We start from the raw sequence: 24,984 nt of genomic DNA on the forward strand, positions 1-24,984 counted from the left end.
ACCTAAAAATTGGTAGGTCTTTTTCTATAAAAAAAGATGGTTTTTGTTAGACAAAAGTAAGATAAAAAACTATAATAAAGTTAAGGTCAAAAAAGGTCAAACTTATCTTTTATAAGGAGGACAAAAAATGGATTTACAAAAATTTACCCAACAAGTCCAGCAAACAATTGCGGACGCACAAAATCTAGCTATTGCATCAGAACATCAAGAAATTGACGTTATACATGTTTTTAAAGTGTTATTAACTGAGAGTGACTTTGCAAAACACGTATATGATGTAGCAGAAGTTAATGTTGAGGAACTTCAAAAAGTAGTAGACGAAGCTTTAAGAAAAATTCCTGTTGTTTCAGGAAGCGGTGTGAACTATGGACAAGCAATGAGTCAAGCGCTTTTCCAACTAATGAGAGATGCAGAAAAAGAACAGAAACAATTAGAGGATGATTTTGTATCAACAGAACATCTTATCTTAGCTGTAATGGATCAAAAATCGAACCCCATCACAGCCGAATTAAAAAACCAAAATAAATCTAAAAAACAAATTAACGAAGCAATTTTAAAAATCAGAGGAGGGAAAAAAGTGACTTCTCAAAATGCAGAGGAAAACTATGAAGCTTTAACAAAATATGGACGTGATTTAGTCGCGGAAGTAAGAAGCGGGAAACTTGATCCAGTGATTGGACGCGACGCAGAAATTCGTAATGTCATTCGAATTTTATCAAGAAAAACAAAAAATAATCCAGTTCTAATTGGTGAGCCAGGTGTTGGTAAAACAGCAATTGTTGAAGGCTTAGCACAACGTATTGTCAGAAAAGACGTTCCAGAAGGACTGAAAGATAAAACTATTATCTCCCTTGATATTGGTTCCCTTATTGCTGGAGCTAAGTATCGTGGTGAATTTGAAGAACGTTTAAAAGCAGTACTTCAAGAGGTAAAACAAAGCGATGGACAAATTTTGCTCTTTATAGATGAAATTCATACAATTGTCGGCGCAGGTAAAACAGATGGAGCTATGGATGCTGGAAACATGTTGAAACCTATGCTTGCAAGAGGTGAACTTCACTGTATCGGCGCAACGACATTAGATGAATACCGCCAATATATCGAAAAAGATGCAGCACTAGAAAGACGTTTCCAAAAAGTACTTGTTCCAGAGCCAACAGTGGAAGATACAGTTTCCATTTTACGTGGTTTAAAAGAACGTTTTGAAATTCATCATGGCGTAAATATTCATGATAATGCCCTAGTTGCCGCAGCTAGCCTTTCTAATCGTTACATTACGGATCGTTTTTTACCGGATAAAGCAATTGATTTAGTAGATGAAGCGTGTGCAACTATTCGTGTCGAAATTGACTCTATGCCAAGTGAACTTGATGAAGTAACAAGAAAAGTCATGCAGCTAGAAATTGAAGAAGCTGCACTAAAAGAAGAAAAAGATCCAGCAAGTGAACGGCGCTTAGAGATGTTACAGCGGGAACTAGCTGACTATAAAGAAGAAGCAAATAAAATGAAGTCTAAATGGGAATCCGAAAAAAGCGAAATCAGTAAAATTCGTGAAGTTCGTGAACAAATCGATCATCTGCGTCATGAATTAGAAGAAGCAGAGAACAACTACGATTTAAATAAAGCTGCTGAACTTCGCCACGGTAAAATTCCAGCAGTAGAAAAAGAATTATTAGCATTAGAAACGGAAAATCGCGAAAAAACAGCCCAAGAAGATCGAATTTTACAAGAAGAAGTAACAGAAAATGAAATCGCTGAAATTGTTGGACGATGGACTGGAATACCAGTGACTAAGTTAGTAGAAGGAGAACGCGAAAAACTGCTTAAATTAGCCGATGTCCTTCATCAAAAAGTAATTGGTCAAGACGACGCTGTTCAATTAGTTAGTGATGCAGTATTACGTGCTCGTGCGGGGATTAAAGATCCAAAACGACCAATCGGATCCTTTATTTTCTTGGGCCCAACCGGTGTTGGTAAAACGGAACTAGCCAAAGCATTAGCCTATAATATGTTTGATTCTGAAGATCATATGATTCGAATTGATATGTCTGAATACATGGAGAAACATTCCGTATCAAGACTTGTCGGGGCTCCTCCAGGTTATGTTGGATATGAGGAAGGCGGACAACTTACCGAAGCTGTAAGACGCAACCCATATTCGATTGTCTTACTTGATGAAATCGAAAAAGCCCATCCAGACGTATTTAATATCCTTTTACAAGTGCTTGATGATGGTCGGATTACTGATTCACAAGGGCGCTTAATTGATTTTAAAAATACTGTAATCATTATGACGTCTAATATCGGCTCTAATTTATTGTTAGAAAGAACCGAAGAAGGTGAAATCTCGCCTGAATTAGAATCAGACGTAATGCAAATTTTACAAAGTGAATTTAAACCAGAATTCTTAAACCGTGTAGATGATATTATTCTATTTAAACCACTTACACTCGCTGATATTAAAGGCATTGTGGAAAAATTAGTAGAAGAACTTCAAATTCGCCTTGCTGATCAAGAAATTACGATTACTATTTCAGATAACGCAAAAGCCTTTATTGCAGAAGAAGCTTATGACCCAGTATACGGTGCGCGTCCACTGAAACGATATATTGTGCGTCATGTCGAAACGCCGCTTGCAAGAGAAATTGTATCTGGTAAAATTATGCCGCATTCTTCCGTTGAAATTGATTTACAAGATAAAGAATTTACTTTTAAAGTCACAGAATAACATGGAAAATGTTTGATTCACGACTCGAAAGGGAAAACTTTTGTTGGATTAGTCGTTTAGAAAATAAGCGAAAATGGAAGGATGAGGAAGATGAAATTAGTATTAATTCGTCATGGTCAAAGTGAATGGAACAAATTGAATTTATTTACTGGTTGGCATGATGTTGACTTATCAGAAGAAGGCGTTGTAGAAGCAATGACAGCGGGAAAACGTATTAAAGAAGCTGGCTTGGAATTTGATGTAGCTTTTACTTCCGTTTTAACCAGAGCTATTAAAACGCTTAATTATGTTTTAGAAGAATCTGATCAAATGTGGGTTCCAGTCCATAAATCATGGCGTTTAAACGAACGACATTACGGAGCGCTTCAAGGACTTAATAAACAAGAAACTGCTGAAAAATACGGCGCAGACCAAGTACAAAAATGGCGCAGAAGCTACGATACTCTTCCACCATTATTAGAAGAAAACGACGAAAGACAAGCGAAAAATGATCGCCGTTATCAACTTCTTGATACCCATGCAATTCCATCGGGTGAAAACTTGAAAGTAACCTTAGAACGAGTTATTCCTTACTGGATGGATACAATTGCACCAGAAATTAAAGCAGGACGTCGTGTAGTTATTGCAGCTCATGGTAATAGTTTACGCGCCTTGGTAAAATTCTTAGAAGGTATTAGTGATGACGAAATTATGGAACTTGAAATCCCAACAGGTGTACCGCTTGTATATGAATTAAACGATGATTTAAAACCAGTTAATAAATATTACTTGGATAAATAAAAAAAGAACCTCTTTCCAACATGTGGAAAGAGGTTCTTTTTTTGAGCTACACTCGAAAAGTGAGTTCTCGCTATCAGAAAGTTGGATGTTTACTTAAAGTCATAAACTTCGCTATCTTTAGGCATCAAGAAAGTGATTAAAATAATGAAGAAGGATAACCCTACTGTTAAAATAATAGCCCGCGTCATATCAAATGATACATATAACATGGAAGAAAGAACGAATTCAGCCATTAAAGAAAGTAAGAATACCCAAAACACAGTCACCACGTAACGCATCCTTACACCCCATTTCATCTATTTCATTATACATTTTAGCACATAAAACTTGATTATCCAATCATATATCTTTTGAAAATACGATTATCGAGAAACAAGGAGGAATAATTCACCAAACGGAGAATAGTAGTGTAAAGAGGGTTAAATGGAATGACATAATATTGTCAAAAGTAAATAGGTACTCTCAAATCCTTTGAACTAGCTATTTACTAACTTTTATGATAAACCTTTCATCAAAAAGTTAGTAAGTTCTCAGAATGAAAATGCTAGAATGAAGAAGGTTAACAGAGACAGAGCCATTTAAATTGGGGAATTAACTAATTTGGATAGGAAGTGCCAACTGATAATGAAAAAGAAATTCACGCAGATTTTACTAGCAAGTGCTATCGTAAGTTCCACCTTGTTACCTTTTGCTAACGTAGGAGCGGCAGAAGCAAGCCAAACCGCAGTGAGTCAGGCAGGAATGACTTTATCACAACAGCAATTTATACAATCAATTGCTAGCGATGCACAAGATTTACAAAAAGAAGAAAAAATATTAACGAGTGTTACTTTAGCTCAAGCCATCTTAGAATCCAATTGGGGTGAAAGTGGCTTATCAACTTCTGCTAACAACTTGTTTGGAATTAAAGGCAGCTATGAAGGAAGTTCAGTTTCAATGGGTACACAAGAATTTAGCAATGGAAAAGCTTATCATACACAAGCTGATTTCAGAAAATACCCTGATAAAAAATCATCATTAGTCGATCATGCACAACTTTTTATTAATGGAGTATCTGGAAATCCAGATTTATATTCTGCGGTTATCGGAGAAACAGACTATAAAAAAGCAGCCCATGCGATTCAAGATGCTGGATATGCAACTGACCCGACTTATGCAGAAAAACTAATTTCTACTATAGAAACATACAATTTAGATGATTATGATCAAATTTACGATACAGTAACCTCATCAGAGAGCCAATTGGCTTATGCTGAAATAACAAAACCCGCTAACGAAATTATTTGGACAAAACCTTATAACACAAAAGGCGCAGAACAAGTAGGAAGTGCCAAAGATTACCAAAATAAAACGCTACGAATAACTCAAAAAGCAGTTACCGAAAAAGGTACTTGGTATCAACTTCAAGATCAAGGCAAATCAATTGGATGGATAAATAGTAATACAGTGACTATTTTTTACACCCCTAAAAATGAAACAAATATGAAACTAGATAAATATGTAACTGACTCAGATCAAAAAATCTATGCATACCCTGTAGAAGATAATTCTAAAGTCGTAGCAGATTTAAATGATTATTTAGGTCAAGAACTAGATATTGACCGCCGAGCAGATGTGAAAAATGAGTATTGGTACCGTATCAAATCAGATGATGGTAAAATAATTGGCTGGTCTAAAGCTGGTGGATTTGCTGAAAATAATCCAAATAAAGCACTTGAAGTAAAATAAAAAGTAGCAATCCAATTGCGTAATTGAAGTTTCTCTGTTAAAATTAGCACCAGGTCATAAAAATATCCAGGAGAAGAACTTTTATCCTGATGTAGTTTGATATGGAGGAGAACACATGAACGCAGGAATTTTAGGAGTAGGTAAATACGTACCTGAAAAAATATTAACAAACTTTGATTTAGAAAAAATGATGGAAACGTCTGATGAGTGGATTCGTACTCGTACTGGAATTGAAGAGAGAAGAATTGCTCGTGACGATGAGTATACACATGATTTAGCATATGAAGCAGCAAAAGTAGCAATTGAAAATGCTGGTCTTACTCCAGATGATATTGATTTGTTTATCGTTGCAACTGTGACACAAGAAGCAACATTTCCATCCGTTGCCAATATTATCCAAGATCGTTTAGGAGCAAAAAATGCTGCGGGAATGGATGTTGAAGCAGCGTGTGCTGGATTCACATTTGGGGTTGTTACTGCAGCTCAATTCATTAAAACTGGCGCGTATAAAAATATTGTTGTAGTTGGTGCAGATAAATTATCTAAAATTACTAACTGGGACGACCGCGCAACAGCAGTATTATTCGGTGATGGAGCAGGAGCAGTTGTTATGGGCCCTGTATCAGATGACCACGGTTTACTTTCCTTTGACTTGGGTTCGGACGGTTCTGGAGGTAAATACTTGAACTTAGACGAAAACAAAAAAATCTATATGAACGGACGTGAAGTGTTCCGTTTCGCAGTTCGTCAAATGGGTGAGGCTTCATTACGCGTACTAGAAAGTGCTGGACTTGAAAAAGAAGACTTAGATTTACTAATTCCGCACCAAGCTAATATTCGTATTATGGAAGCTTCTCGTGAACGTTTAAATCTTCCAGAAGAGAAACTAATGAAAACAGTTCATAAATATGGAAATACATCATCATCTTCTATTGCGCTTGCTTTAGTGGATGCAGTTGAAGAAGGTCGTATTAAAGATAATGATAACGTGTTACTTGTCGGCTTTGGTGGCGGCTTAACATGGGGCGCCCTAATCATTCGTTGGGGTAAATAAAAAAATACGTCAAAAGGAAAGTTGCCCTAACGTTTATTTTAGTTAGGGCAACTCTTCTTTATTTATGTTATAATAGAGCAGGCTTTTGGTTTATTTTGTTTGTGCAATATTTTTATTTTAAATAAAGCCTTAATTTTATACTAGCTGCTGTCGCATAGACAGAAGTTGTTTTTTATGAATTGCAAAATAAGGAGATGAGTAAATGGATAGAAGAAGAGTAGTTGTTACTGGTATTGGAGCAGTTACACCAATTGGGAATGATGCAGAAACTTCGTGGGAAAACGCAAAAAAAGGTGTCAATGGTGTTGCAGAAATGACAAGACTTAATCCGGATGACTTTCCGGTTAAAATTGCAGCAGAATTAAAAGACTTTGATGTAGAAAAATATTTAGAGAAAAAAGAAGCTCGTAAAATGGACCGTTTCACCCACTATGCCATTGCAAGTGCTGAAATGGCTGTACAAGATTCTGGCTTAATTATTGATGATTCCAATGCCACTCGTGTTGGTGTATGGATTGGATCCGGTATCGGTGGAATGGAAACATTCGAAACGCAATATGAAGTTTTCCTAAATCGTGGACATCGTCGCGTTAGTCCGTTCTTTGTACCAATGATGATTCCGGATATGGGTTCAGGACAAGTTTCGATTCGTTTTGGAGCAAAAGGAATTAACTCTACTACAGTAACAGCATGTGCGACTGCAACCAACTCTATCGGTGACGCATTTAAAGTTATCGAACGCGGGGATGCAGATGCAATGATTACTGGTGGAGCAGAGGCACCAATTACAAAAATGTCACTAGCAGGATTTACAGCAAATAAAGCTTTATCATTAAATCCAGACCCAGAAACAGCATGTCGTCCATTTGATAAAGACCGTGATGGTTTTATTATTGGTGAAGGTGCTGGGGTTGTAATTTTAGAAGAATATGAACATGCAAAAGCTCGTGGTGCTAAAATTTATGCAGAAGTTGTTGGTTACGGTGCAACAGGCGATGCATATCATATTACTGCACCAGCGCCAAATGGTGAAGGCGCTGCACGTGCAATGAAAATGGCGATTGACGATGCGGGACTTACTCCTGACAAAGTTGACTACATTAACGCGCACGGAACAAGTACTCCTTACAATGATGAATACGAAACACAAGCGATTAAAACTGTGTTCGGTGAGCATGCGAAGAAATTAGCTATTAGCTCTACTAAATCAATGACAGGACATACTTTAGGTGCATCAGGTGGTATTGAAGCTATTTTTGCTTTATTAAGTATTCGTGATAATATTATCGCGCCAACAATCCACTTGGAAAATCAAGATGAAGTTTGTGACTTGGATTATGTTCCAAACAAAGCACGTGAAGCAGAAGTAAATGTCGTAATGTCTAACTCTTTTGGCTTCGGTGGCCACAATGCGACACTAGTATTCAAAAGAATAGAAGACTAAAATAACTAAAGCCTTGTTTCCTAAAATGGAATCAAGGCTTTTTTTGAGCAAAAAACTAGCTTTAATTAATAAAGTTGTATAAAATTAAATTGCACACAACTTAAAAGGAGGAGAACATGTTGGACACGAACACGCGTATATTAGAGGAACAGCTTTGTTTTTCTGTTTACAATGCATCCAAACAATTTACCAAACTCTACCGCGAAGCACTAGATCCGTTCCAACTTACCTATCCACAATATATTACGTTACTTGTTTTATGGGAAGGTGAAAAACAAACGGTTACTGATCTTGGAAAAAGATTAGCTTTAGACAGCGGGACATTAACACCAATGTTAAAACGAATGGAGAATTTGGGATATGTAACACGGAGTCGTCATCCGGAAGATGAACGCCGTGTCTATATTGAACTAACAGAAAAAGCAATAGAAATACAACCCGCTGTGTTAAAAAGCGTGGACACTTGCCTTCAATTACTAGGTTTCGAGGAACAAGATTACACACAATTACTTACTAAATTACAAGCACTTACTAATCAATTAGGAGGAATAGGAAATGAAAAAACTGTATGAAACAACGGTTATTAACACTGGTGGAAGAAGCGGTGAAGTACATTCGCCAGATAACGTATTTTATTTTGACATCTCAGCACCAACAGAACTTGGTGGAGACGGTGGCGGTGGAACAAACCCTGAGCAATTATTTGCAGCAGGATATGGAGCTTGTTTCAATAGTGCATTAGAATTAGTACTTGGAAAAGCTGGAATTGAAGCTAAGAGTACTGTAACAGCGACTGTTAGCTTGTATAGCGACCCAGAAGACAATGGTTTCAAAATCGGAGTATTATTAGAAGGAACTATTGAAGGACAAGATAAAGAAAAAACAGAAGAACTTCTTAAAAAAGCACATGAAGTTTGTCCTTACTCTAAAGCTACTCGCGGTAACATTGATGTGGAAATTAAAGTAGGTTAATTAATAGTAAAAAGGCGAATACTTGGTTATCCAAGTATTCGCCTTTTATTTATTTTCTGCGTTTGCGTCCTAGTCCAACACCATTTTCCATTTTCTTCAATGTTTTATTAGCAACACGAGCCGCTTTTTCTGCCCCTGCATCTAAAATATTATCCAGTTCTTCAGATTCTAAGTAAGCGTAATATCGTTCTTGGATTGGCTCAAGTTCAGCAACAACTAACTCTGCTAAATCTGTTTTAAAGTCACCATAGCCTTTACCAACATATTTTTCTTCTATATTAGCGATTGTTTCACCTGTGATAACGGAATAGATCGTTAGTAAGTTAGAGACACCAGGTTTTTCTTCTTTGTTATATTCAATGATACCACTAGAGTCAGTAACAGCGCTTTTGATTTTTTTTCTGATTGTAGCAGGTGGATCTAATAAGAAAATCGCATTTTTTAAGTTTGCATCAGATTTACTCATTTTTTTCGTTGGGTCTTGAAGCGACATAACTCTAGCGCCTTGTTTAGGGATAAATACTTCTGGCATCGTGAAAATATCAGCATGCTTTTTATTGAATCTTTCTGCTAAATCACGAGTTAACTCAATATGTTGTTTTTGGTCTTCACCAACAGGTACTAAATTTGTTTGATAAAGTAGAATATCCGCAGCCATTAATGGAGGGTAAGTTAACAGTCCAGCACTCACACCAGCTTTACCGTCTGATTTATCTTTAAACTGTGTCATGCGTTCTAATTCGCCAATATAAACGTTACATTGTAAAATCCAAGCAGCTTGTGCGTGAGCTGCAACCTCAGATTGAATAAATAACGTTGCTTTTTCAGGATCAAGTCCAACAGCTAAATAAAGAGCGGCAAGGCTTCTTGTTTGTTCGCGTAGTTTTAGTCGATCTTGAGGTACCGTAATAGCGTGTTCGTCTACGATACAATAAAAACATTCATATTCATCTTGAAACTGTCCAAACTGTTTTAAAGCGCCAATATAATTTCCTAAAGTTAGTTGTCCACTAGGTTGAATGCCGGAAAATATTACTTTTTTCATTTTGTATTCCTCCAATTTTTTCACTGATTGCGAAAATAAAAAACCGTCCATCCCAACATATAAATGTTTAGGGACGAACGGTTATCCGCGGTGCCACCCTAAGTACCTCTTAAAGGCTCTTAGTAATAGAAAAACTCTATTAAAGAAGATAACGGTCTTTAGCCGCTGCTTGCTACTTTTCTTTCACAAACAGTCCTCAGAAGTCCATTCGATTTTGCGCTTTATCTGTTTTCACCAACCACAGACTCTCTATTACAAAGCAACAAAATGTACTATTCTTCTTATTAACGCATCAGTTATATTAAGTTCATTTTATCAGTTTACAAAACGGCTTGTCAATCATAAAAACATACAGAGAATACTGGAGAGCATAACAAGCAGTGCGCTAATTAAAATCCCAGCATACTGTAGCCCAACAAGTTCTGAAAGGAGCATATCCGAGAACTCATTTTCTTCTTCACGTTTGATTTTACGAGAAATACTTCGGAAGCCGTTATGAACTCGGTCTAAAAAACCGCTCCTCATAATATAAACTAGCAAACCAATTAATAATGTAATAAGTGAGACGAGGAACGCGACGTCTATATAACCGCTTAAACTTACACCATTTTTTCCAAAAAGCAGGATCCCAAATACAATAGCTTCTTGAATAAGTGTATAAATAGTAATTCGTAAAAACATAACTTCACCTCTAATTAAAATTCATAATTCACTTTATCACAATTCTAACAGAAACACTATATGATAGAAGGAAGCTATCATGCAATGTTAGAAATTAGACCTTTTCCGCAAAAAAATCGTTAAACTGTCTTTACATATTATTAACAAAAAAATCCCACTATACCAACGTTTTTCGAATTTATTACAAAATTTAATTAAATTTTTGATATTTTTATCTAGACAACAGCTCAAAAAAAGTATATAAATATAATAATCCTTTAAATTTTAAAGGGGTTCGATATTTTTTCTTATACAGAAAAAGATGGCTTCGTTGGATTTATACATAACTGGCCAAGTCGATTGTAAATTTATCAATTTAAATGGTTATGTTTTCTGAAAACTTAATCAAAAGGTTTAGCAAAGTATACATAATTAATTCTAGTTATTGCAAAATAATGGATAGCGTAACAATCTCTGTTCAGATTTTTCGCGCAATTTCAATTTTGCCTTAATATTTTAATAACTTGTATCTTTCATCCTTGTTTTCATTTATCTTGTAAAAATAATTTACAAAGCCAGAATTCTTAGAGTATAATAGGTATCGAAACAATTTTTCAGAAAAATAAAAAAGGGAGGTCTACTTAGTGAAAAAATCTAAATTATTTCTTACACTTGGATTAACACTATTACTAAGCTTAGTCTTGGTAGCATGTGGAGGCGGATCAGATTCCAAATCCGACGACAAAAAAGGCTCAAACTCAGGAAAAGCTTCAGGAGAGCAAGTACTTAACTTGACAGAAAGTGCATTAATTCCTTCTGCAGACAGCACAAAAGCGGATGACCAAGTTGGTTTAAACGTTGTAAACCAAACAAACGAAGGTCTATATGCGCTTAACAAAGATGGTATTCCTGCCATTGCCGGTGCTGCTGAAGAGCCAAAAATTAGCGATGACAAAACAGTTTATACTATCAAACTTCGTGAAGATGCAAAATGGTCTAACGGAGATCCTGTAACTGCAAATGACTATGTTTACTCATGGCGTCGTGCGGTTGACCCTAACACTGCAGCAACATATTCTTACCTATTTGATGCAATCAAAAACGGTGGCGATATCGTAGCTGGCAAGAAAAAACCTGAAGAATTAGGAATTAAAGCAGTAGATGATTATACTTTAGAAGTTACTCTTTCTAAACCAACTGCTTACATTAACTCACTATTCGCATTCCCAACTTTCTTCCCACTTAACGAAAAATTCGTTACGGAAAAAGGCGAAAAATATGCACAAAATAGTGATAACATGTTATTCAACGGACCTTTCCAACTTAAAGATTGGACTGGAACAAACAAAAAATGGACTTACGTAAAAAATGATAAATATTGGGATAAAGATAAAGTTAAGTTGAAACAAATCAACGTACAAGTTGTTCAAGACTCCGGTACTGGACTTAACTTATACAACACTGACAAAGTTGACCGCACAGTATTAAGTGCTGATTATGCAGCTCAAAACAAAAACAATAAAGACTATGTAACAGTGAACGATTCTTCAACTTTCTACATTAAATTTAACCAAAAACGTGCTGGCAAAGACACAGTATTTGCTAACAAAAACATCCGTAAAGCTATTGCACTTGCGATTGACAAACAATCGTACACTGACACAGTTCTTAAAAACGGATCTAAACCTGCAAACAATCTTGTACCAGAAGGATTCACTTTTGATCCAGGTAACAAAGAAGATTATACAAAAGAATCTGGTGCACATTTAGAATATGATGTAAAAGAAGCACAAAAAGCATGGAAAGCTGGTTTGAAAGAATTAGGAGTTAACGAAATTACAGTTGAATTCACTAGTGATGATACTGAAAATGCGAGAAAATCTTCTGAATTCATTCAAGACCAACTACAAAAGAACTTAGATGGTCTTACAGTTAAACTTAAAAACGTACCATTTAAAGTTCGTTTACAAAATGACCAAAACCAAGATTACGACTTCTCTATGAGCGGCTGGGGTCCTGACTATCAAGATCCATCCACTTTCTTAGATCTATTCGTAACTGATGGTGCACAAAACAGAATGAGTTATTCTAACAAAGACTATGACAAGATTTTAAATGATGCGTCTGTAACTTATGCAGCTGACGAACAAAAACGTTGGGATGAAATGGTTAAAGCAGAAAAAATCCTTCTTACGGATGATGTAGCTGTTCAACCACTTTATCAACGTTCTACTGCATACCTACAAAAAGACTACATTAAAAACTTGCAAAAAAATCCATTTGGTCCAGACTACACTTACAAAGAAACATACTTGACTAAATAAAATATTAGTCTTTAAGAAATGCTTGACGGAAAGAGAGAGTATATTTCGATATGCTCTCTCCTTTTGCTGATGATTTTGATGTGTTATAATAAAAAATTAAAGTATCCTTTTCTAGTTTATCTAGAACCTAACATTCGAAAAATGAAGTTTTTTTCCTAACTAATTTGCACTTTTGCAATAAAAGTTTAGAAACGAAGAAAAAGGCTCACTAAACTTGCGAATTTGGTTAGGAATAACTTTTTTATATATTTATTAAAACTGGGAGGTGTAGAGATAGATGGTTAAATATACGTTAAAAAGAGTATTATATATGCTTATAACGTTATTCATCATTGCTTCGGTTACGTTTGTTCTTATGAAATTCTTGCCTGGTACGCCTTACCGTAATCAGGAGAAACTATCTGACGAACAAATTCACATGATGAATGAAAAATATGGACTAAATGATTCAATTCCAGTCCAATACTTAAATTATATGACAGGTTTGGTAAAAGGAGATCTTGGTGTTTCCTTCCAACTTGATAATAGACCAGTGTCTGAGATTTTAGGTGCACTGATTGGTCCATCTGTCCAATTAGCACTTGAGGCAATGGTTTTTGGTGTTATCTTTGGTATTTTACTTGGGGTCGTAGCGGCCATGTATCAAAATAGGTGGCCGGATTACACGAGTACATTTATAGCAATACTAGGTAAATCAGTTCCATCATTTGTATTTGCGACTGTGTTGCAATACTGGTTAGGAGCTAAATTACAAATTTTCCCAGTGGCAGGATGGGGTTCGTTTGCAGATACAATTTTGCCAGCGTTCGCACTTGCTATGTTCCCACTTGCAACAGCAGCTCGTTTTATGAGAACAGAATTAATCGATGTATTTGCATCTGATTATGTTCTACTTGCAAAAGCAAAAGGGAATAGTAGAACTGAAGTAGCAGTAAAACATGCGATTCGTAATGCACTTATTCCTTTAATTACTGTTTTAGGACCATTATCGGTTGCACTGATGACTGGTTCCCTTGTTATTGAAAACATTTATAGTATCCCAGGTATCGGAAGTCAGTTCGTTTCTTCTATTCAAATGAATGACTATCCAGTAATTATGGGAACTACATTATTATTTGCTGCTATGCTTGTATTTGTTATCTTGGTAGTAGATATTCTTTACGGATTGATTGATCCACGAATCCGTGTGTCTGGAGGTAGAAAATAATGGCAGAACATAAAATTGCAAAAGAAAGATTCCAGCCAGCACACATCCTTGATGCAGAAGCGGAAAAAATTAATCGTCCAAGTTTAACATTTATGCAAGATTCTTGGCTTCGTATTCGTAAAAATAAAGCGGCTTTAGTTTCACTTATTGTATTAGCCCTTGTTATTATCATGGCGATTGTTGGACCTTATTTATCACAAAATCTAGGACCAAAAAATGATATTAATAGACAAATTACTGAAAATGCAAGTCTTCCACCGAAAGTTCAAGGATTTGAAAATATGCCATTTTGGAATGGTCATCAATCCATTGGTGGAGAAGACGTTGATATTTATAAACAAAATAACATTAAAGAGGGTACTTACTACTGGTTAGGTAGTGATACACTCGGACGTGACCAATTTGCTCGTATTTGGGCTGGTACACGTGTATCACTTATTATTGCTGTTGTTGCAGCACTATGTGATTTAATCATTGGTGTAACTTACGGATTGATTTCCGGTTATGTTGGTGGTCGAGTAGATAACGTTATGCAACGTATTCTAGAAGTTATTGGTGCAATTCCAAACTTAGTTGTTGTTATCTTAATGATGCTGATACTTGATCCAGGGATTGTTTCCATTATCATAGCAATTGCCATGACCAGTTGGATAACGATGGCTCGGGTAGTCAGGGGACAAGTCTTAAAACTTAAAAACCAAGAATTTGTTATGGCTTCCATGACTCTAGGAGAATCTACTCCGAAAATTCTTGTAAAACACTTAATACCAAATATTTCTGGGATTATTATCATTAACATTATGTTTAGTATTCCTAGTGCGATTTTCTTTGAAGCCTTCCTAAGCTTTATTGGGTTAGGTCTTCCAGCTCCAGCAGCATCTCTTGGTGTCTTGGTAAATGATGGATATAAAACATTACAAGTATTACCGTATATGATTCTTTATCCATGTATTGTACTTTGTATCATCATGATTGCATTTAACTTAATTGCAGATGGCTTGCGTGATGCCTTTGATCCTAAAATGCGCGATTAAAAGAGAGGTGAGGAAAAATGGAAAAGCTATTAGAAGTTAAAGATTTAAATATTTCATTCCACACATATGCCGGAGAAGTAAAGGCAATTCGTGGAGTTAATTTTGACTTATATAAAGGGGAAACCTTAGCGATTGTTGGCGAATCTGGTTCTGGTAAATCAGTAACGACAAAATCGATTATGCGTTTACTTCCAGAAGGTAACTCAGAAATTAAAAGTGGCCAAATTTTATTTAACGGAATGGATATCGCTAAAGCTCACGAAAAACAAATGCAAAAAATTCGTGGGAAAGATATAGCTATGATTTTCCAAGATCCAATGACATCCTTGAATCCAACGATGACAATTGGAAAACAAATTTCTGAACCACTTATTAAACACCAAAAAATTAGTAAACATGAAGCTCATAAAACAGCTCTTCGTTTACTTCAATTAGTTGGTATTGCAAATGCAGAAGAAAGAATTAAACAATATCCTCACCAATTTTCTGGTGGGATGCGTCAACGGGTTGTTATCGCGATTTCACTTGCATGTAACCCGCAAATTCTAATTGCTGATGAACCAACAACAGCATTAGACGTTACAATCCAAGCGCAAATTTTGGATTTAATGAAAGACTTACAGAAAAAAATTGATACATCGATTATCTTCATTACCCATGACCTTGGCGTGGTTGCGAATGTTGCAGACCGTGTTGCTGTTATGTACGGTGGTAAAATTGTAGAAATCGGTACAGTCGATGAAATTTTCTATAATCCGCAACATCCTTATACATGGGGATTAATTAGTTCTATGCCTACTTTGGATACAGACGATGAAGAATTATTTGTTATTCCAGGTACGCCACCAGACTTACTTCATCCTCCAAAAGGGGACGCATTTGCTGCGCGTAATAAATACGCAATGCAAATTGACCTTGAAGAAGAGCCACCACTATTTAAGGTGTCTGATACACATTATGCGGCTACATGGTTGCTTCATCCTGATGCACCTGAAGTAACGCCTCCTGATGCTGTATTACGTCGCCAAGAACAGTTTGCGGAACTTCATCCTGGCATGCAAGCTGTCCATGCGAAAGGGGTAGAAGTAGAATGACTGAACAAAAAGAAAAATTATTAGAGATTCATAATCTAAAGCAATACTTTAACAAAGGTACTGCAAGTGAAGTACGTGCTGTTGATGATATTTCTTTTGATATTTATAAAGGTGAAACACTTGGTTTAGTAGGTGAATCTGGTTGTGGTAAATCTACAACTGGACGTACGATTATTCGTTTGTATGATGCAACTGGTGGAGAAGTTATTTATAACGGTAAAGATGTGCATGCACGTAAAAGCCGTAAAGAAATGCTTGAATTCCGTCGTAAAATGCAAATGATTTTCCAAGATCCATATGCGTCTTTAAATCCGCGTATGAAAGTTAAAGATATCATTGCTGAAGGTATTCGTATTCATGGCCTTGCTAAAACGCCTGAAGAAACGAACCAACAAGTATATGAGCTACTTGAAACAGTTGGACTAAGCAAAGAACATGCAGGTCGTTACCCACATGAATTTTCCGGTGGTCAACGTCAACGTATCGGTATTGCTCGTGCGCTTGCAGTTCAACCAGAATTTATTATTGCCGATGAGCCTATTTCTGCACTGGATGTATCTATCCAAGCACAAGTAGTTAACTTATTACGTCAATTACAAAAAGAAAAAAATCTAACTTATCTATTCATTGCCCACGATTTATCAATGGTTAAATACATTAGTGATCGTATTGGTGTAATGTACTTCGGTAAATTAGTTGAGCTAGCGCCTGCAAATGATTTATATCATGCACCGCTACATCCTTATACTGAGTCACTTTTATCCGCTATTCCACTGCCAGATCCAAATTATGAACGTACTCGTGTGCGTAAAGCATATGATCCAACTATTCATAATTACAAAGATGGCGATGAAATTAAAATGCGCGAAATTGCTCCTGGACACTTTGTTTATTGTTCAGAAGAAGAAGAAGTTATGTATAAAGAAAAGCATGCTAAACTAACTGCTGAAGCTGCTGTTAAGTAAAAATAAAAACATCAATCAGGGTAAAATCTGATTGGTGTTTTTTTACAAAATTAAAATTCTCATGAAATTCTCATAAAAAAGCTGTTTTTTTCATGTGATTTTAGTTTAAACAAGTTATAGTAGGGGTATCATATACATAACGGCTTGCTAACAATGGTTTTACATATTTGGAAAGAAAAATTTTAAAATTAGTATATAGAATTTCACAAAATTAGTGTATAATGAAGTGTAAGTTCTTTAATGAATTTTCCAAATAGAGATATTGCTAGAATTTCGTTATATGAATGAAACAATACCCGATAAGGAGTGTGAATGTCTAATGGTAACGTTATACACTTCACCTAGTTGCACATCTTGCCGAAAAGCTCGTGCATGGTTGGAAGAACATGATATCCCTTATAAGGAAAGAAACATTTTTTCTGAACCACTTAGTTTGGATGAAATTAAAGAAATTCTTCGTATGACTGAGGATGGTACAGATGAAATTATCTCCACTCGTTCAAAAACTTTCCAAAAGTTGAATGTGGATTTAGATAGTCTTCCTTTGCAACAACTATTTGAATTAATCCAGAAAAATCCTGGCTTATTAAGACGTCCTATCATTATTGATGAAAAACGTTTGCAAGTTGGGTACAATGAAGATGAAATTCGCCGTTTCTTACCGCGCCGTGTACGTACGTATCAACTACGTGAAGCGCAAAAAATGGTTAACTAAGATTGATAAAAGTGGTTGCCGAGAATTCCATTCAATTGGATTCTTGGCACTTTTTTTGTAATTTAAGTAATTGTTCTTGAATTTTTTTCGTTTTTCAGCTAAGATAATAATCCACCAAGGAAAAATGGTGGTACTATTTTGTAATATGAGCTACAATGAATTTAACCAATTAAGTTTCACCCTTCATTGTCAATGACTAAGAAGGAAGGGAGAGTGTGACGATGGAAATTGAACGAATTAATGAGGATACTATCAAGTTTTATATCTCTTATCTGGATTTGGAAGAGCGTGGTTTTAATCAAGAAGATGTTTGGTATGACCGCGAGAAAAGTGAAGAACTTTTCTGGGATATGATGGATGAGCTGAAATATGAAGAAGAGTTCTCTCCTGAAGGTCCGCTCTGGATACAAGTCCAAGCCTTAAAACATGGCTTAGAAGTATTCGTAACAAAAGCTACAATTGGTGGAAAAGGCGAGGACGGTTTTGACGTCACGCTTAGCTCCCCAGATGAGCTTGCAGAAGAAAAAATCGAAAAACTACTCGAAGAAAACTTCAATCCAGTGAAGAAAGAATCACTTGGAGAAGATGATACGCTAGAGTTTATTTTAGAGTTCCGTGATTTTGAAGATCTCATTTCACTTTCACGTGCAACAGGACTGGAAAATTTAGTAACTAAGCTATATTCGTATCAAGGGAAGTATTATTTGAACGTAGAATTTCCTGAGAATAAGTATGATGAATCTAACATTGACAATGCCGTTAGTATTTTGCTTGAGTACGGTTTAGAGTCGAATTTAACTGGTTATATGCTAGCTGAGTACGGAAAAGTAATCTTTGACGTTCCTGCATTAAAGCAAGTAAGAAAATATTTCTAAAACTTTATTTAGAGGACCCATTTGAGTTGGAAAATCAACCAAATGGGTCTTTTTTGCGATTTTAAAAATAAAGCAGGAATAAAGCTGTAAGGTGTCGAATATTAGTATTAAAGAGCTAATAGGAGAGTGATATTTATTTTTACAGCTAAGAACAGCAATGGAGATACTTTTACTATTACAAAGATGAATGTAGAGCGAATTAAGCAAGAAGAAAGGTTGTTTTGTAAATCATGTGATAGTCCTGTAATGATAAAAGCCGGTGAGATTAAAATACCGCATTTCGCTCATGAGAAGGCGACTAAGTGTGCATTTGCTTCTGAAGGAGAGAGTGAGGAGCATTTATTAGCTAAGAGGCAAATTATGGCTTGGTTTGGCTTTCAAGGAATTCCTGTTGAATTAGAGCATTATTTTCCTGCAATTAGCCGGCAAGCGGATATTTATGTGAGTGATGCTACTGTAATCGAATTTCAAAGATCATCGGTCCCAATTAGTGAAATGATTCAGCGAACGATGGATTACTTATCAATTGGATTAGAAGTTCATTGGATACTCGGCCAAACAATAAAAAAAGAAAAAGGACGTATTAGTCTCACTATTTTTCAACAAGCGTTTATTCAATTTGAGCAGAAGTTGGGTTATCATTTTTGGCATTATTCTGCAAGCGACAAGATAACTACTCTTTATTATCATCTGACATTTGAAAAAGGCAATCGCTTTTTTGCTAGTGAGATGAAATTTTCTAGCAAAGCACCGATGAATGAATGGAAGCAGAAAATAGCTCGAATTATTACACGCCATGCATATGTAAAGCGAGATAGAGAATTAGAAAGGCAGAAAATATGTTTTTACTACGCGAAGTTCAAAAAACATGGACAATTCATGCAAAAATTATATAGTGCAGGTTATTATTTGCATTATTTACCGAAAGAAATTGGTGTGGATTTAGAAGAACAATTTTTAGTCATTACTCCTGCTGTAGAATGGCAATTCGATTTATGGGAAACGTTTTTTAATATGTTGGAAAAAGGCGATACTTTTAGTGAAGAATGTTTTTTAGAGAAGTTTCAATCAGTAGTAACACAAATAATGACAATTTGGCTTTCTCCAAATGAATGCTTGAAATTAGGAAAATCATACATTGCTTACTTAATAAGCGTAGGAGTATTATCAGCAGTACCAGAAAAACGATACCGAGTGAAGCGAGTTATGACTTTTTCTGGTAATCGCGTGAGTCGGGTGTAAACATCTGTTTTGCATTTTTAGTTATTTTGGCTCATAATAAAAACAAAATGACTATGGTTGGGGGTTTTTATATTGAGTAAAACGAATGCATTACCTTTAAGAGAAGAAGTTCCAGAAAATTTAACTTGGGATTTGACTACTATTTATCCAAATGATGAGGCTTGGGAAAAAGCCTTTACAGAATTACAAAAAATCACAGAAGAAAGCGATCAATTTAAAGGTCGTCTAGCGGAAAGTAGCCAAACGCTTTATGAAGCACTACAATTTCGTGATAAAGCTTATGATTTAATTAGTAATTTATATGTTTATGCTCATTTGAAAATGGACCAGGATACAGCTAATGCGAAATACCAAGGATTACATAGTCGGGCAGGAAGTTTAGTTACAAAACTAATGTCTGCATTATCTTATTATGATCCTGAAATTTTAGCGATGGATGAGAGTGTTTTAAAACAATTTTTAAATGAAAATAAAGATTTGCAACTATATGCACACTTATTAGAGGAATTAAACTTAAGCCGACCTTATATTTTAAGTGAAAAAGAAGAGGCATTATTAGCGAATGCTGGCGAAGTTTTGGGTAGTTCTTCTAATACGTTTAACACATTAAATAATGCGGACATGAAGTTCCCTACAATTAAAGATGAAAATGGCGAAGAGATTGAAATCACGCATGGTCGTTATGGTAAGTTGTTAGAAAGTAATGACCCGCGTGTTCGTAAAGACGCGTTTCTTGGTGTGTATTCTGTTTATGAAGGATTAAAGAATACCTTAGCATCTACTTTAAATGGGCAAGTGAAAAAATCTAATTTTTATGCTTCTACACGTGGATATAAGTCCGCTCGTGAGGCAGCACTTTCAGGAAATCATATCCCGGAGACAGTTTATGACTCTTTATTAAAATCAGTAAACAATAATGCTAGTTTACTTCATCGCTATGTAAAATTACGTAAAGAATTGCTTGGATTAGAAGAACTTCATATGTATGATCTTTATACACCGCTTTCTGATGATGTTAATTTGGAATTCACTTATGAGGAAGCAAAAGAGATTGTCCTTGAAGCCTTGAAACCACTTGGGGATGAATATCAATCGATTTTAAAAGAAGCTTTTGATAGCCGCTGGATTGATGTGATGGAAAATAAAGGTAAACGAAGCGGGGCATACTCTTCTGGTTCATATAGTACAAATCCATATATTTTATTGAATTGGCAAGATAATATTAATAATGTTTATACGCTAGCTCATGAACTTGGACATAGCGTTCACAGTTACTATACAAGGAAGAACCAACCATTTGTTTATGGAGATTATTCGATTTTCTTAGCAGAAGTTGCTTCTACGACTAATGAAAATTTACTGACGGACTATCTTTTGAAAAAATATGATGATCCGAAAGTACGCGCTTATTTGTTAAATCATTATTTAGATGGATTTAAAGGAACTGTATTCCGTCAAACGCAATTTGCTGAGTTTGAGCATGCTATTCATCAAGCAGATCAAGAAGGAGTTGCTTTAACAGCTGATTATTTAACAGAAACTTACTTTGATATTAATAAGAAATATTATGGTGATGCAATTGTTTATGATGCTGAAATTGGTTATGAATGGTCTCGTATTCCACATTTTTACATGAACTATTATGTTTTCCAATATGCGACTGGGTTTTCGGCAGCATCAGCTTTAAGTGCGAAAATTTTAACTGAAGGTCAAGAGGCGGTAACAGCTTATATTGACTTTTTGAAAGCAGGAAGTTCTGATTATCCAATTGATGTGTTGAAAAAAGCAGGAGTCGATATGGCAACACCGAACCCTGTGGATGACGCGTTAAAAGTTTTTGAACAAAGATTAGATGAATTAGAAAAACTAGTCAAATAATACATTGTGAAAATTACTAAAAAAAGACACGGTTGCAGATGATATGCATCGTGTCTTTTTTTTATGTTTTTGGGTAGTAGAAGCGTTCGAGTGGTAGGATAAAGAATAAGTATAAAAAACGATATGTGAACTATTGAATTATGTGAGGTTATATGGTATATTATAACCGTGAAATAAATCACAAACAAATACCCCCTTTATTTGATTGTGTGAATTTCTCCTTTTGATTGCGCTGTAAGAAGCCGTGGCATTTAGCTACGGCTTTTTACGTTATTTATGTTTACTAACTTAGAATTAAAGGAGGATTAAAAATGGAATTTGAAGATGAAAAGTTGTTACGAGAAGTCCTTCTTTTTGCTAGAAGTGTAGATACAAAAATTAATGATATGTCGCTTGAAGTGATTGATTTTGGGGATCTTCGCAATTATACAAAGAATGAAGTATTACTTACACTGTACTGGTTGGAAGAAAATGGATATTTAACGAGAAACAACAATATTACAGAAAAAAGATATACAATAACTTTAAAAGGTGAATTGTTATATGAACATTTTCTCAAGATAAGTGAGAATGAGTAGAACAGTAAATATTTATTAATCCGTGGACAAACGTTGCCGTCCATGGATTTTTTTGTTGTGAAGGCTGTTGAAAAATAAAATGTGGTTGACAATGATAATCATTATCAATTAAAATGATAGTTGACGTATGAATTTTACATAATCTTTTACTCCACAAATGTCTGTGGGGGTTTTTTATAAATAGATGTTTTTTAATAAAGAAGGGAGAGTTAAGAGTGAAAAAAGTATTAGCCTTAGTTGCTTTTGTAGTTTTGTTTAGTTTTTCTTTTCTTTCAGCTGGTGTAACGGCACAAGCTGCTCTTAAAGACGGAACTTATTCGGTTGATTATACAGTGCTTCAAGGGGATAGTGATTCAGTATCAATGGCGAATGACTATTTTGACAAGCCTGCAACAGTGACAGTAAATGGAGGGAAATCTACTGTTAGTTTGCAAGTAAATCATAGTAAGTGGATTACTGGTCTGTGGGTTGAGGGAAATGCGGTTAGTGTAACTTCAAAAAACACAGCGAGTGATACTAGAAAAGTGTCATTCCCAGTATCAACTTTGAGTAGTCCTGTTAATGCAAAAATTAAAGTGGATATTGATGATGACGGGTTAAATTATCATCATGAATATCAAATCCAGTTACGTTTTGATGAAGGGGCAGTTAAATCATCGGGTGCAGCTGTGAAATCTTCAGATAATAATGGTACAACAACGCCAGCAACTACAAGTGATTCAAATAATAAAGTAGCAAATCCAAAGTCTAGTGATTCTAGCAAAATGTTTTTATATGGAATTATTTTTGTGGCAGCGGGGACAGGGTTAGTTTTACTTAAAAGACGTGCGATTTTTAAATAAAGGGGGATTATTATGAAGAAATTATGGAAAAAAGGTTTAGTAGCATTTTTAGCTTTGACACTTATTTTTCAATTGATACCTGGATTTGCCAGTGCGGCTGATTCTCGTTTAAAAGATGGCGGGGAGTATCAGGTTCAAGTGAATTTTTATAAAGATAACACTGGTAAGACAACGAAAGAATCTTCAGAAGCGGATAAATATATTGACCATACTGCTACAATTAAAGTTGAAAATGGTCAACCATATATGTACTTAACTATTACAAACAGTAACTATTGGCAAACAATGGCGGTTTCAAAAGATGGAACTCGTCCTGCAAAACCAGCACAAGCAGAAGTTTATCAAGATAGCTACCAAGATGTTCAAACTGTTAGTACGGATGCAGCGAATAATACACGTGTAGAGAAATTCAAGCTTAGTTCTTTAGATGATATTATTTATTCTTATATGCACATTAAAGTAGATGCAATTAGTTATGATCATTGGTATCAAGTGGACTTAACAATTGATCCGAGTACGTTCAAAGTTATTTCTGAACCGGCTGTTACTACACCGGTAACTCTGGCAGATGGAATTTATACGATTCCGTTTGTAGCGAAAAAAGCAAATGATGACAGTAATTCAAGTATGCAAAATTATTTTGATAATCCTGCATGGTTGAAAGTGAAAAATGGTAAGAAAACTGTTGCAATGACAGTTAATGATAATAAAACAGTAACAGCTTTAAAAACACAAATTTCTGGAGCTTTGCAAGATGTAAAAGTGGTTTCAGAAGATAAAGATGCTAACACACGAATTGTTGAATTTGAAGTGGAGGACTTAAATCAACCACTTGCGGCTCATGTGAATTATGAAGCACCATTCAATGGTTCTGTATATAAAGGGCAAGCAGACTTCCGATATGTTTTTGATACAACGAAAGCACAAGCGGCGAGTTCTTACCCGGGTAGTGATGTAACACCTCCAGTAGATCCAGGTGAAACAAATCCACCAGTAACGAAACCAGACCCAGATCCAGGCACAACTAATCCTCCAGTGACAACACCGCCTACGACACCAAGCAAACCAGTAGTAGTTGACCCTAAAAATTTACTAAACAATCATACGTACTCGATAGATTTTGATGTTTTTAAAGACGGAACAAACGAAACTTCCATGATGGAAAGTTACGTGATGAAACCAGCTTTAATCAAAGTAGAAAATAATCAACCATATGTTTATTTAACTTTAACAAATAGTAGTTGGATTAAGACTTTCCAGTATAAACAAAATGGCGTTTGGAAGGATATGGAAGTTGTTTCTGGTGATATTAACAAAAATACCAGAACTGTAAAATATCCTGTGAAAGATGGTACGGCTAATACGGATGTAAAAACGCATGTATTAATTGAAAATATGCCAGGTTTCTCTTATGACCATGAATATACTGTTCAAGTTAAATTAGATCCAGCATCAATTAAAGATATTACAGGGAAGGATGTAACGTTACAAGAACCTGTGAAAAATGATGACCTGAATACTAGCAATTTAGCGAACAATAATAATGCTGGACCAAAATTAGCAAAACCAGATTTTGATGATACAAATTCAGTTCAAAAAACAGCGACAACAAATAACAAAGCTGAAAAAAATGCGAAAACTAGTGATTCATCGAGTATGGCATGGTATATTACATTATTTGGGGCTTCCTTCCTTTATTTAGCATATCGATTAAAACGTAAAAGATTGAGTTAATAAAACTGGTAAAAGCGAGTTAGGTTGGGGTTATCCTTTGCTTAACTCGCTTTACCGATTTTATTTTATAAATGGGGGAATAAGT

22 protein-coding genes and 1 other annotated feature are annotated in these 24,984 nt (G+C 35.4%); of the genes, 19 read left to right on the forward strand and 3 right to left on the reverse strand.

What is annotated here, in order from left to right; all coding sequences use genetic code 11:
• Positions 1–127: 127 nt before the first annotated feature.
• A complete protein-coding gene (clpB, locus tag AC4PG0_RS07775) occupies positions 128–2,728 on the forward strand; it encodes an ATP-dependent chaperone ClpB (protein ID WP_492167713.1) in 2,601 nt (866 codons plus the stop codon).
• A gap of 90 nt (positions 2,729–2,818) precedes the next feature.
• Positions 2,819–3,508, forward strand: coding sequence for a 2,3-diphosphoglycerate-dependent phosphoglycerate mutase (gene gpmA, locus AC4PG0_RS07780; protein WP_003763533.1), 690 nt, complete (start codon positions 2,819–2,821; stop codon positions 3,506–3,508).
• Positions 3,509–3,597: 89 nt separating this feature from the next.
• Here the strand turns inward: gpmA and AC4PG0_RS07785 are convergent, their stop codons facing one another.
• Positions 3,598–3,786, reverse strand: coding sequence for a YjzD family protein (locus AC4PG0_RS07785; protein ID WP_003763532.1), 189 nt, complete (start codon positions 3,784–3,786; stop codon positions 3,598–3,600).
• Between the two features lie 322 nt (positions 3,787–4,108).
• Here AC4PG0_RS07785 and AC4PG0_RS07790 point away from each other — a divergent pair, with 322 nt between their 5' ends.
• From AC4PG0_RS07790 to AC4PG0_RS07810, 5 genes are all read left to right on the forward strand, one after another.
• Positions 4,109–5,236 (forward strand): GW domain-containing glycosaminoglycan-binding protein, encoded by a 1,128-nt coding sequence (locus tag AC4PG0_RS07790; protein WP_077918170.1) that lies wholly within the window; start codon positions 4,109–4,111, stop codon positions 5,234–5,236.
• Between the two features lie 115 nt (positions 5,237–5,351).
• Positions 5,352–6,290, forward strand: coding sequence for a 3-oxoacyl-ACP synthase III FabH (gene fabH / locus AC4PG0_RS07795; protein WP_003769815.1), 939 nt, complete (start codon positions 5,352–5,354; stop codon positions 6,288–6,290).
• A 202-nt stretch (positions 6,291–6,492) separates the two neighbouring features.
• Positions 6,493–7,734 (forward strand): beta-ketoacyl-ACP synthase II, encoded by a 1,242-nt coding sequence (gene fabF / locus AC4PG0_RS07800; RefSeq protein WP_003767983.1) that lies wholly within the window; start codon positions 6,493–6,495, stop codon positions 7,732–7,734.
• 119 nt (positions 7,735–7,853) lie between these two features.
• Positions 7,854–8,306 (forward strand): MarR family winged helix-turn-helix transcriptional regulator, encoded by a 453-nt coding sequence (locus tag AC4PG0_RS07805; RefSeq protein ID WP_194317421.1) that lies wholly within the window; start codon positions 7,854–7,856, stop codon positions 8,304–8,306.
• On the forward strand, positions 8,290–8,706 hold the full coding sequence (locus AC4PG0_RS07810) for an organic hydroperoxide resistance protein (RefSeq protein WP_003767979.1): 417 nt from the start codon (positions 8,290–8,292) through the stop codon (positions 8,704–8,706). The genes AC4PG0_RS07805 and AC4PG0_RS07810 overlap by 17 nt, the downstream gene beginning before the upstream one ends.
• A gap of 49 nt (positions 8,707–8,755) precedes the next feature.
• Here AC4PG0_RS07810 and trpS read toward each other — a convergent pair whose 3' ends face one another.
• Both trpS and AC4PG0_RS07820 read right to left on the reverse strand, forming a co-directional pair.
• The gene (trpS, locus tag AC4PG0_RS07815; RefSeq protein ID WP_031649509.1) at positions 8,756–9,751 is read right to left on the reverse strand and encodes a tryptophan--tRNA ligase; all 996 of its coding nucleotides are present in this window, start codon (positions 9,749–9,751) and stop codon (positions 8,756–8,758) included.
• Between the two features lie 66 nt (positions 9,752–9,817).
• Positions 9,818–10,048 (reverse strand) — a binding site (T-box leader).
• Between the two features lie 42 nt (positions 10,049–10,090).
• Entirely contained in the window at positions 10,091–10,432 is a 342-nt protein-coding gene (locus tag AC4PG0_RS07820; RefSeq protein WP_033533819.1) for a DUF3899 domain-containing protein, read from the reverse strand.
• A gap of 623 nt (positions 10,433–11,055) precedes the next feature.
• Between AC4PG0_RS07820 and AC4PG0_RS07825 the strand changes: the two genes are divergently transcribed.
• From AC4PG0_RS07825 to AC4PG0_RS07880, 12 genes are all read left to right on the forward strand, one after another.
• A complete protein-coding gene (locus tag AC4PG0_RS07825; protein WP_003769807.1) occupies positions 11,056–12,735 on the forward strand; it encodes a peptide ABC transporter substrate-binding protein in 1,680 nt (559 codons plus the stop codon).
• Between the two features lie 277 nt (positions 12,736–13,012).
• Positions 13,013–13,942, forward strand: coding sequence for an oligopeptide ABC transporter permease (opp3b, locus tag AC4PG0_RS07830; RefSeq protein WP_003763520.1), 930 nt, complete (start codon positions 13,013–13,015; stop codon positions 13,940–13,942).
• Positions 13,942–14,976, forward strand: coding sequence for an oligopeptide ABC transporter permease (gene opp3C, locus AC4PG0_RS07835; protein WP_003763518.1), 1,035 nt, complete (start codon positions 13,942–13,944; stop codon positions 14,974–14,976). Before opp3b ends, opp3C begins: the two co-directional genes overlap by 1 nt.
• Before the next feature lie 17 nt (positions 14,977–14,993).
• Positions 14,994–16,070 carry an ABC transporter ATP-binding protein gene (locus tag AC4PG0_RS07840; RefSeq protein ID WP_003722316.1) on the forward strand — a complete coding sequence of 359 codons (1,077 nt, stop codon included), beginning with the start codon at positions 14,994–14,996 and terminating at the stop codon, positions 16,068–16,070.
• Positions 16,067–17,035, forward strand: coding sequence for an ABC transporter ATP-binding protein (locus tag AC4PG0_RS07845; protein WP_003763514.1), 969 nt, complete (start codon positions 16,067–16,069; stop codon positions 17,033–17,035). The genes AC4PG0_RS07840 and AC4PG0_RS07845 overlap by 4 nt, the downstream gene beginning before the upstream one ends.
• Positions 17,036–17,354: 319 nt before the next feature.
• Entirely contained in the window at positions 17,355–17,750 is a 396-nt protein-coding gene (gene spxA / locus AC4PG0_RS07850; protein WP_003720569.1) for a transcriptional regulator SpxA, read from the forward strand.
• A gap of 221 nt (positions 17,751–17,971) precedes the next feature.
• Positions 17,972–18,625 carry an adaptor protein MecA gene (gene mecA, locus AC4PG0_RS07855; protein WP_003763512.1) on the forward strand — a complete coding sequence of 218 codons (654 nt, stop codon included), beginning with the start codon at positions 17,972–17,974 and terminating at the stop codon, positions 18,623–18,625.
• A 126-nt stretch (positions 18,626–18,751) separates the two neighbouring features.
• Entirely contained in the window at positions 18,752–19,867 is a 1,116-nt protein-coding gene (locus tag AC4PG0_RS07860) for a competence protein CoiA (RefSeq protein WP_492167712.1), read from the forward strand.
• A 72-nt stretch (positions 19,868–19,939) separates the two neighbouring features.
• Positions 19,940–21,745 carry an oligoendopeptidase F gene (pepF, locus tag AC4PG0_RS07865; protein WP_010991115.1) on the forward strand — a complete coding sequence of 602 codons (1,806 nt, stop codon included), beginning with the start codon at positions 19,940–19,942 and terminating at the stop codon, positions 21,743–21,745.
• Positions 21,746–22,056: 311 nt separating this feature from the next.
• Complete coding sequence (locus AC4PG0_RS07870) at positions 22,057–22,323, forward strand: DUF3116 family protein (protein ID WP_010991114.1); 267 nt, start codon at positions 22,057–22,059, stop codon at positions 22,321–22,323.
• A 215-nt stretch (positions 22,324–22,538) separates the two neighbouring features.
• Positions 22,539–23,165, forward strand: coding sequence for a heme uptake protein IsdC (isdC, locus tag AC4PG0_RS07875; protein ID WP_003763505.1), 627 nt, complete (start codon positions 22,539–22,541; stop codon positions 23,163–23,165).
• 12 nt (positions 23,166–23,177) lie between these two features.
• Positions 23,178–24,899: an NEAT domain-containing protein gene (locus tag AC4PG0_RS07880; protein ID WP_194322632.1), complete on the forward strand. Its 1,722-nt coding sequence runs from the start codon at positions 23,178–23,180 to the stop codon at positions 24,897–24,899.
• Positions 24,900–24,984 lie beyond the last annotated feature (85 nt).

Source organism: Listeria sp. MAN/IMW/UF464 (assembly GCF_058683955.1).

Excerpts from the sequence above, each read along its gene's own strand:
- clpB (WP_492167713.1), top strand. The coding sequence starts at position 128 with ATGGATTTACAAAAATTTACCCAACAAGTCCAGCAAACAATTGCGGAC.
- gpmA (WP_003763533.1), top strand. The coding sequence starts at position 2,819 with ATGAAATTAGTATTAATTCGTCATGGTCAAAGTGAATGGAACAAATTG.
- AC4PG0_RS07785 (WP_003763532.1), bottom strand. The coding sequence starts at position 3,786 with ATGCGTTACGTGGTGACTGTGTTTTGGGTATTCTTACTTTCTTTAATG.
- fabH (WP_003769815.1), top strand. The coding sequence starts at position 5,352 with ATGAACGCAGGAATTTTAGGAGTAGGTAAATACGTACCTGAAAAAATA.
- fabF (WP_003767983.1), top strand. The coding sequence starts at position 6,493 with ATGGATAGAAGAAGAGTAGTTGTTACTGGTATTGGAGCAGTTACACCA.
- AC4PG0_RS07810 (WP_003767979.1), top strand. The coding sequence starts at position 8,290 with ATGAAAAAACTGTATGAAACAACGGTTATTAACACTGGTGGAAGAAGC.
- trpS (WP_031649509.1), bottom strand. The coding sequence starts at position 9,751 with ATGAAAAAAGTAATATTTTCCGGCATTCAACCTAGTGGACAACTAACT.
- AC4PG0_RS07820 (WP_033533819.1), bottom strand. The coding sequence starts at position 10,432 with ATGTTTTTACGAATTACTATTTATACACTTATTCAAGAAGCTATTGTA.
- opp3b (WP_003763520.1), top strand. The coding sequence starts at position 13,013 with ATGGTTAAATATACGTTAAAAAGAGTATTATATATGCTTATAACGTTA.
- opp3C (WP_003763518.1), top strand. The coding sequence starts at position 13,942 with ATGGCAGAACATAAAATTGCAAAAGAAAGATTCCAGCCAGCACACATC.
- AC4PG0_RS07840 (WP_003722316.1), top strand. The coding sequence starts at position 14,994 with ATGGAAAAGCTATTAGAAGTTAAAGATTTAAATATTTCATTCCACACA.
- AC4PG0_RS07845 (WP_003763514.1), top strand. The coding sequence starts at position 16,067 with ATGACTGAACAAAAAGAAAAATTATTAGAGATTCATAATCTAAAGCAA.
- spxA (WP_003720569.1), top strand. The coding sequence starts at position 17,355 with ATGGTAACGTTATACACTTCACCTAGTTGCACATCTTGCCGAAAAGCT.
- mecA (WP_003763512.1), top strand. The coding sequence starts at position 17,972 with ATGGAAATTGAACGAATTAATGAGGATACTATCAAGTTTTATATCTCT.
- AC4PG0_RS07870 (WP_010991114.1), top strand. The coding sequence starts at position 22,057 with ATGGAATTTGAAGATGAAAAGTTGTTACGAGAAGTCCTTCTTTTTGCT.
- AC4PG0_RS07880 (WP_194322632.1), top strand. The coding sequence starts at position 23,178 with ATGAAGAAATTATGGAAAAAAGGTTTAGTAGCATTTTTAGCTTTGACA.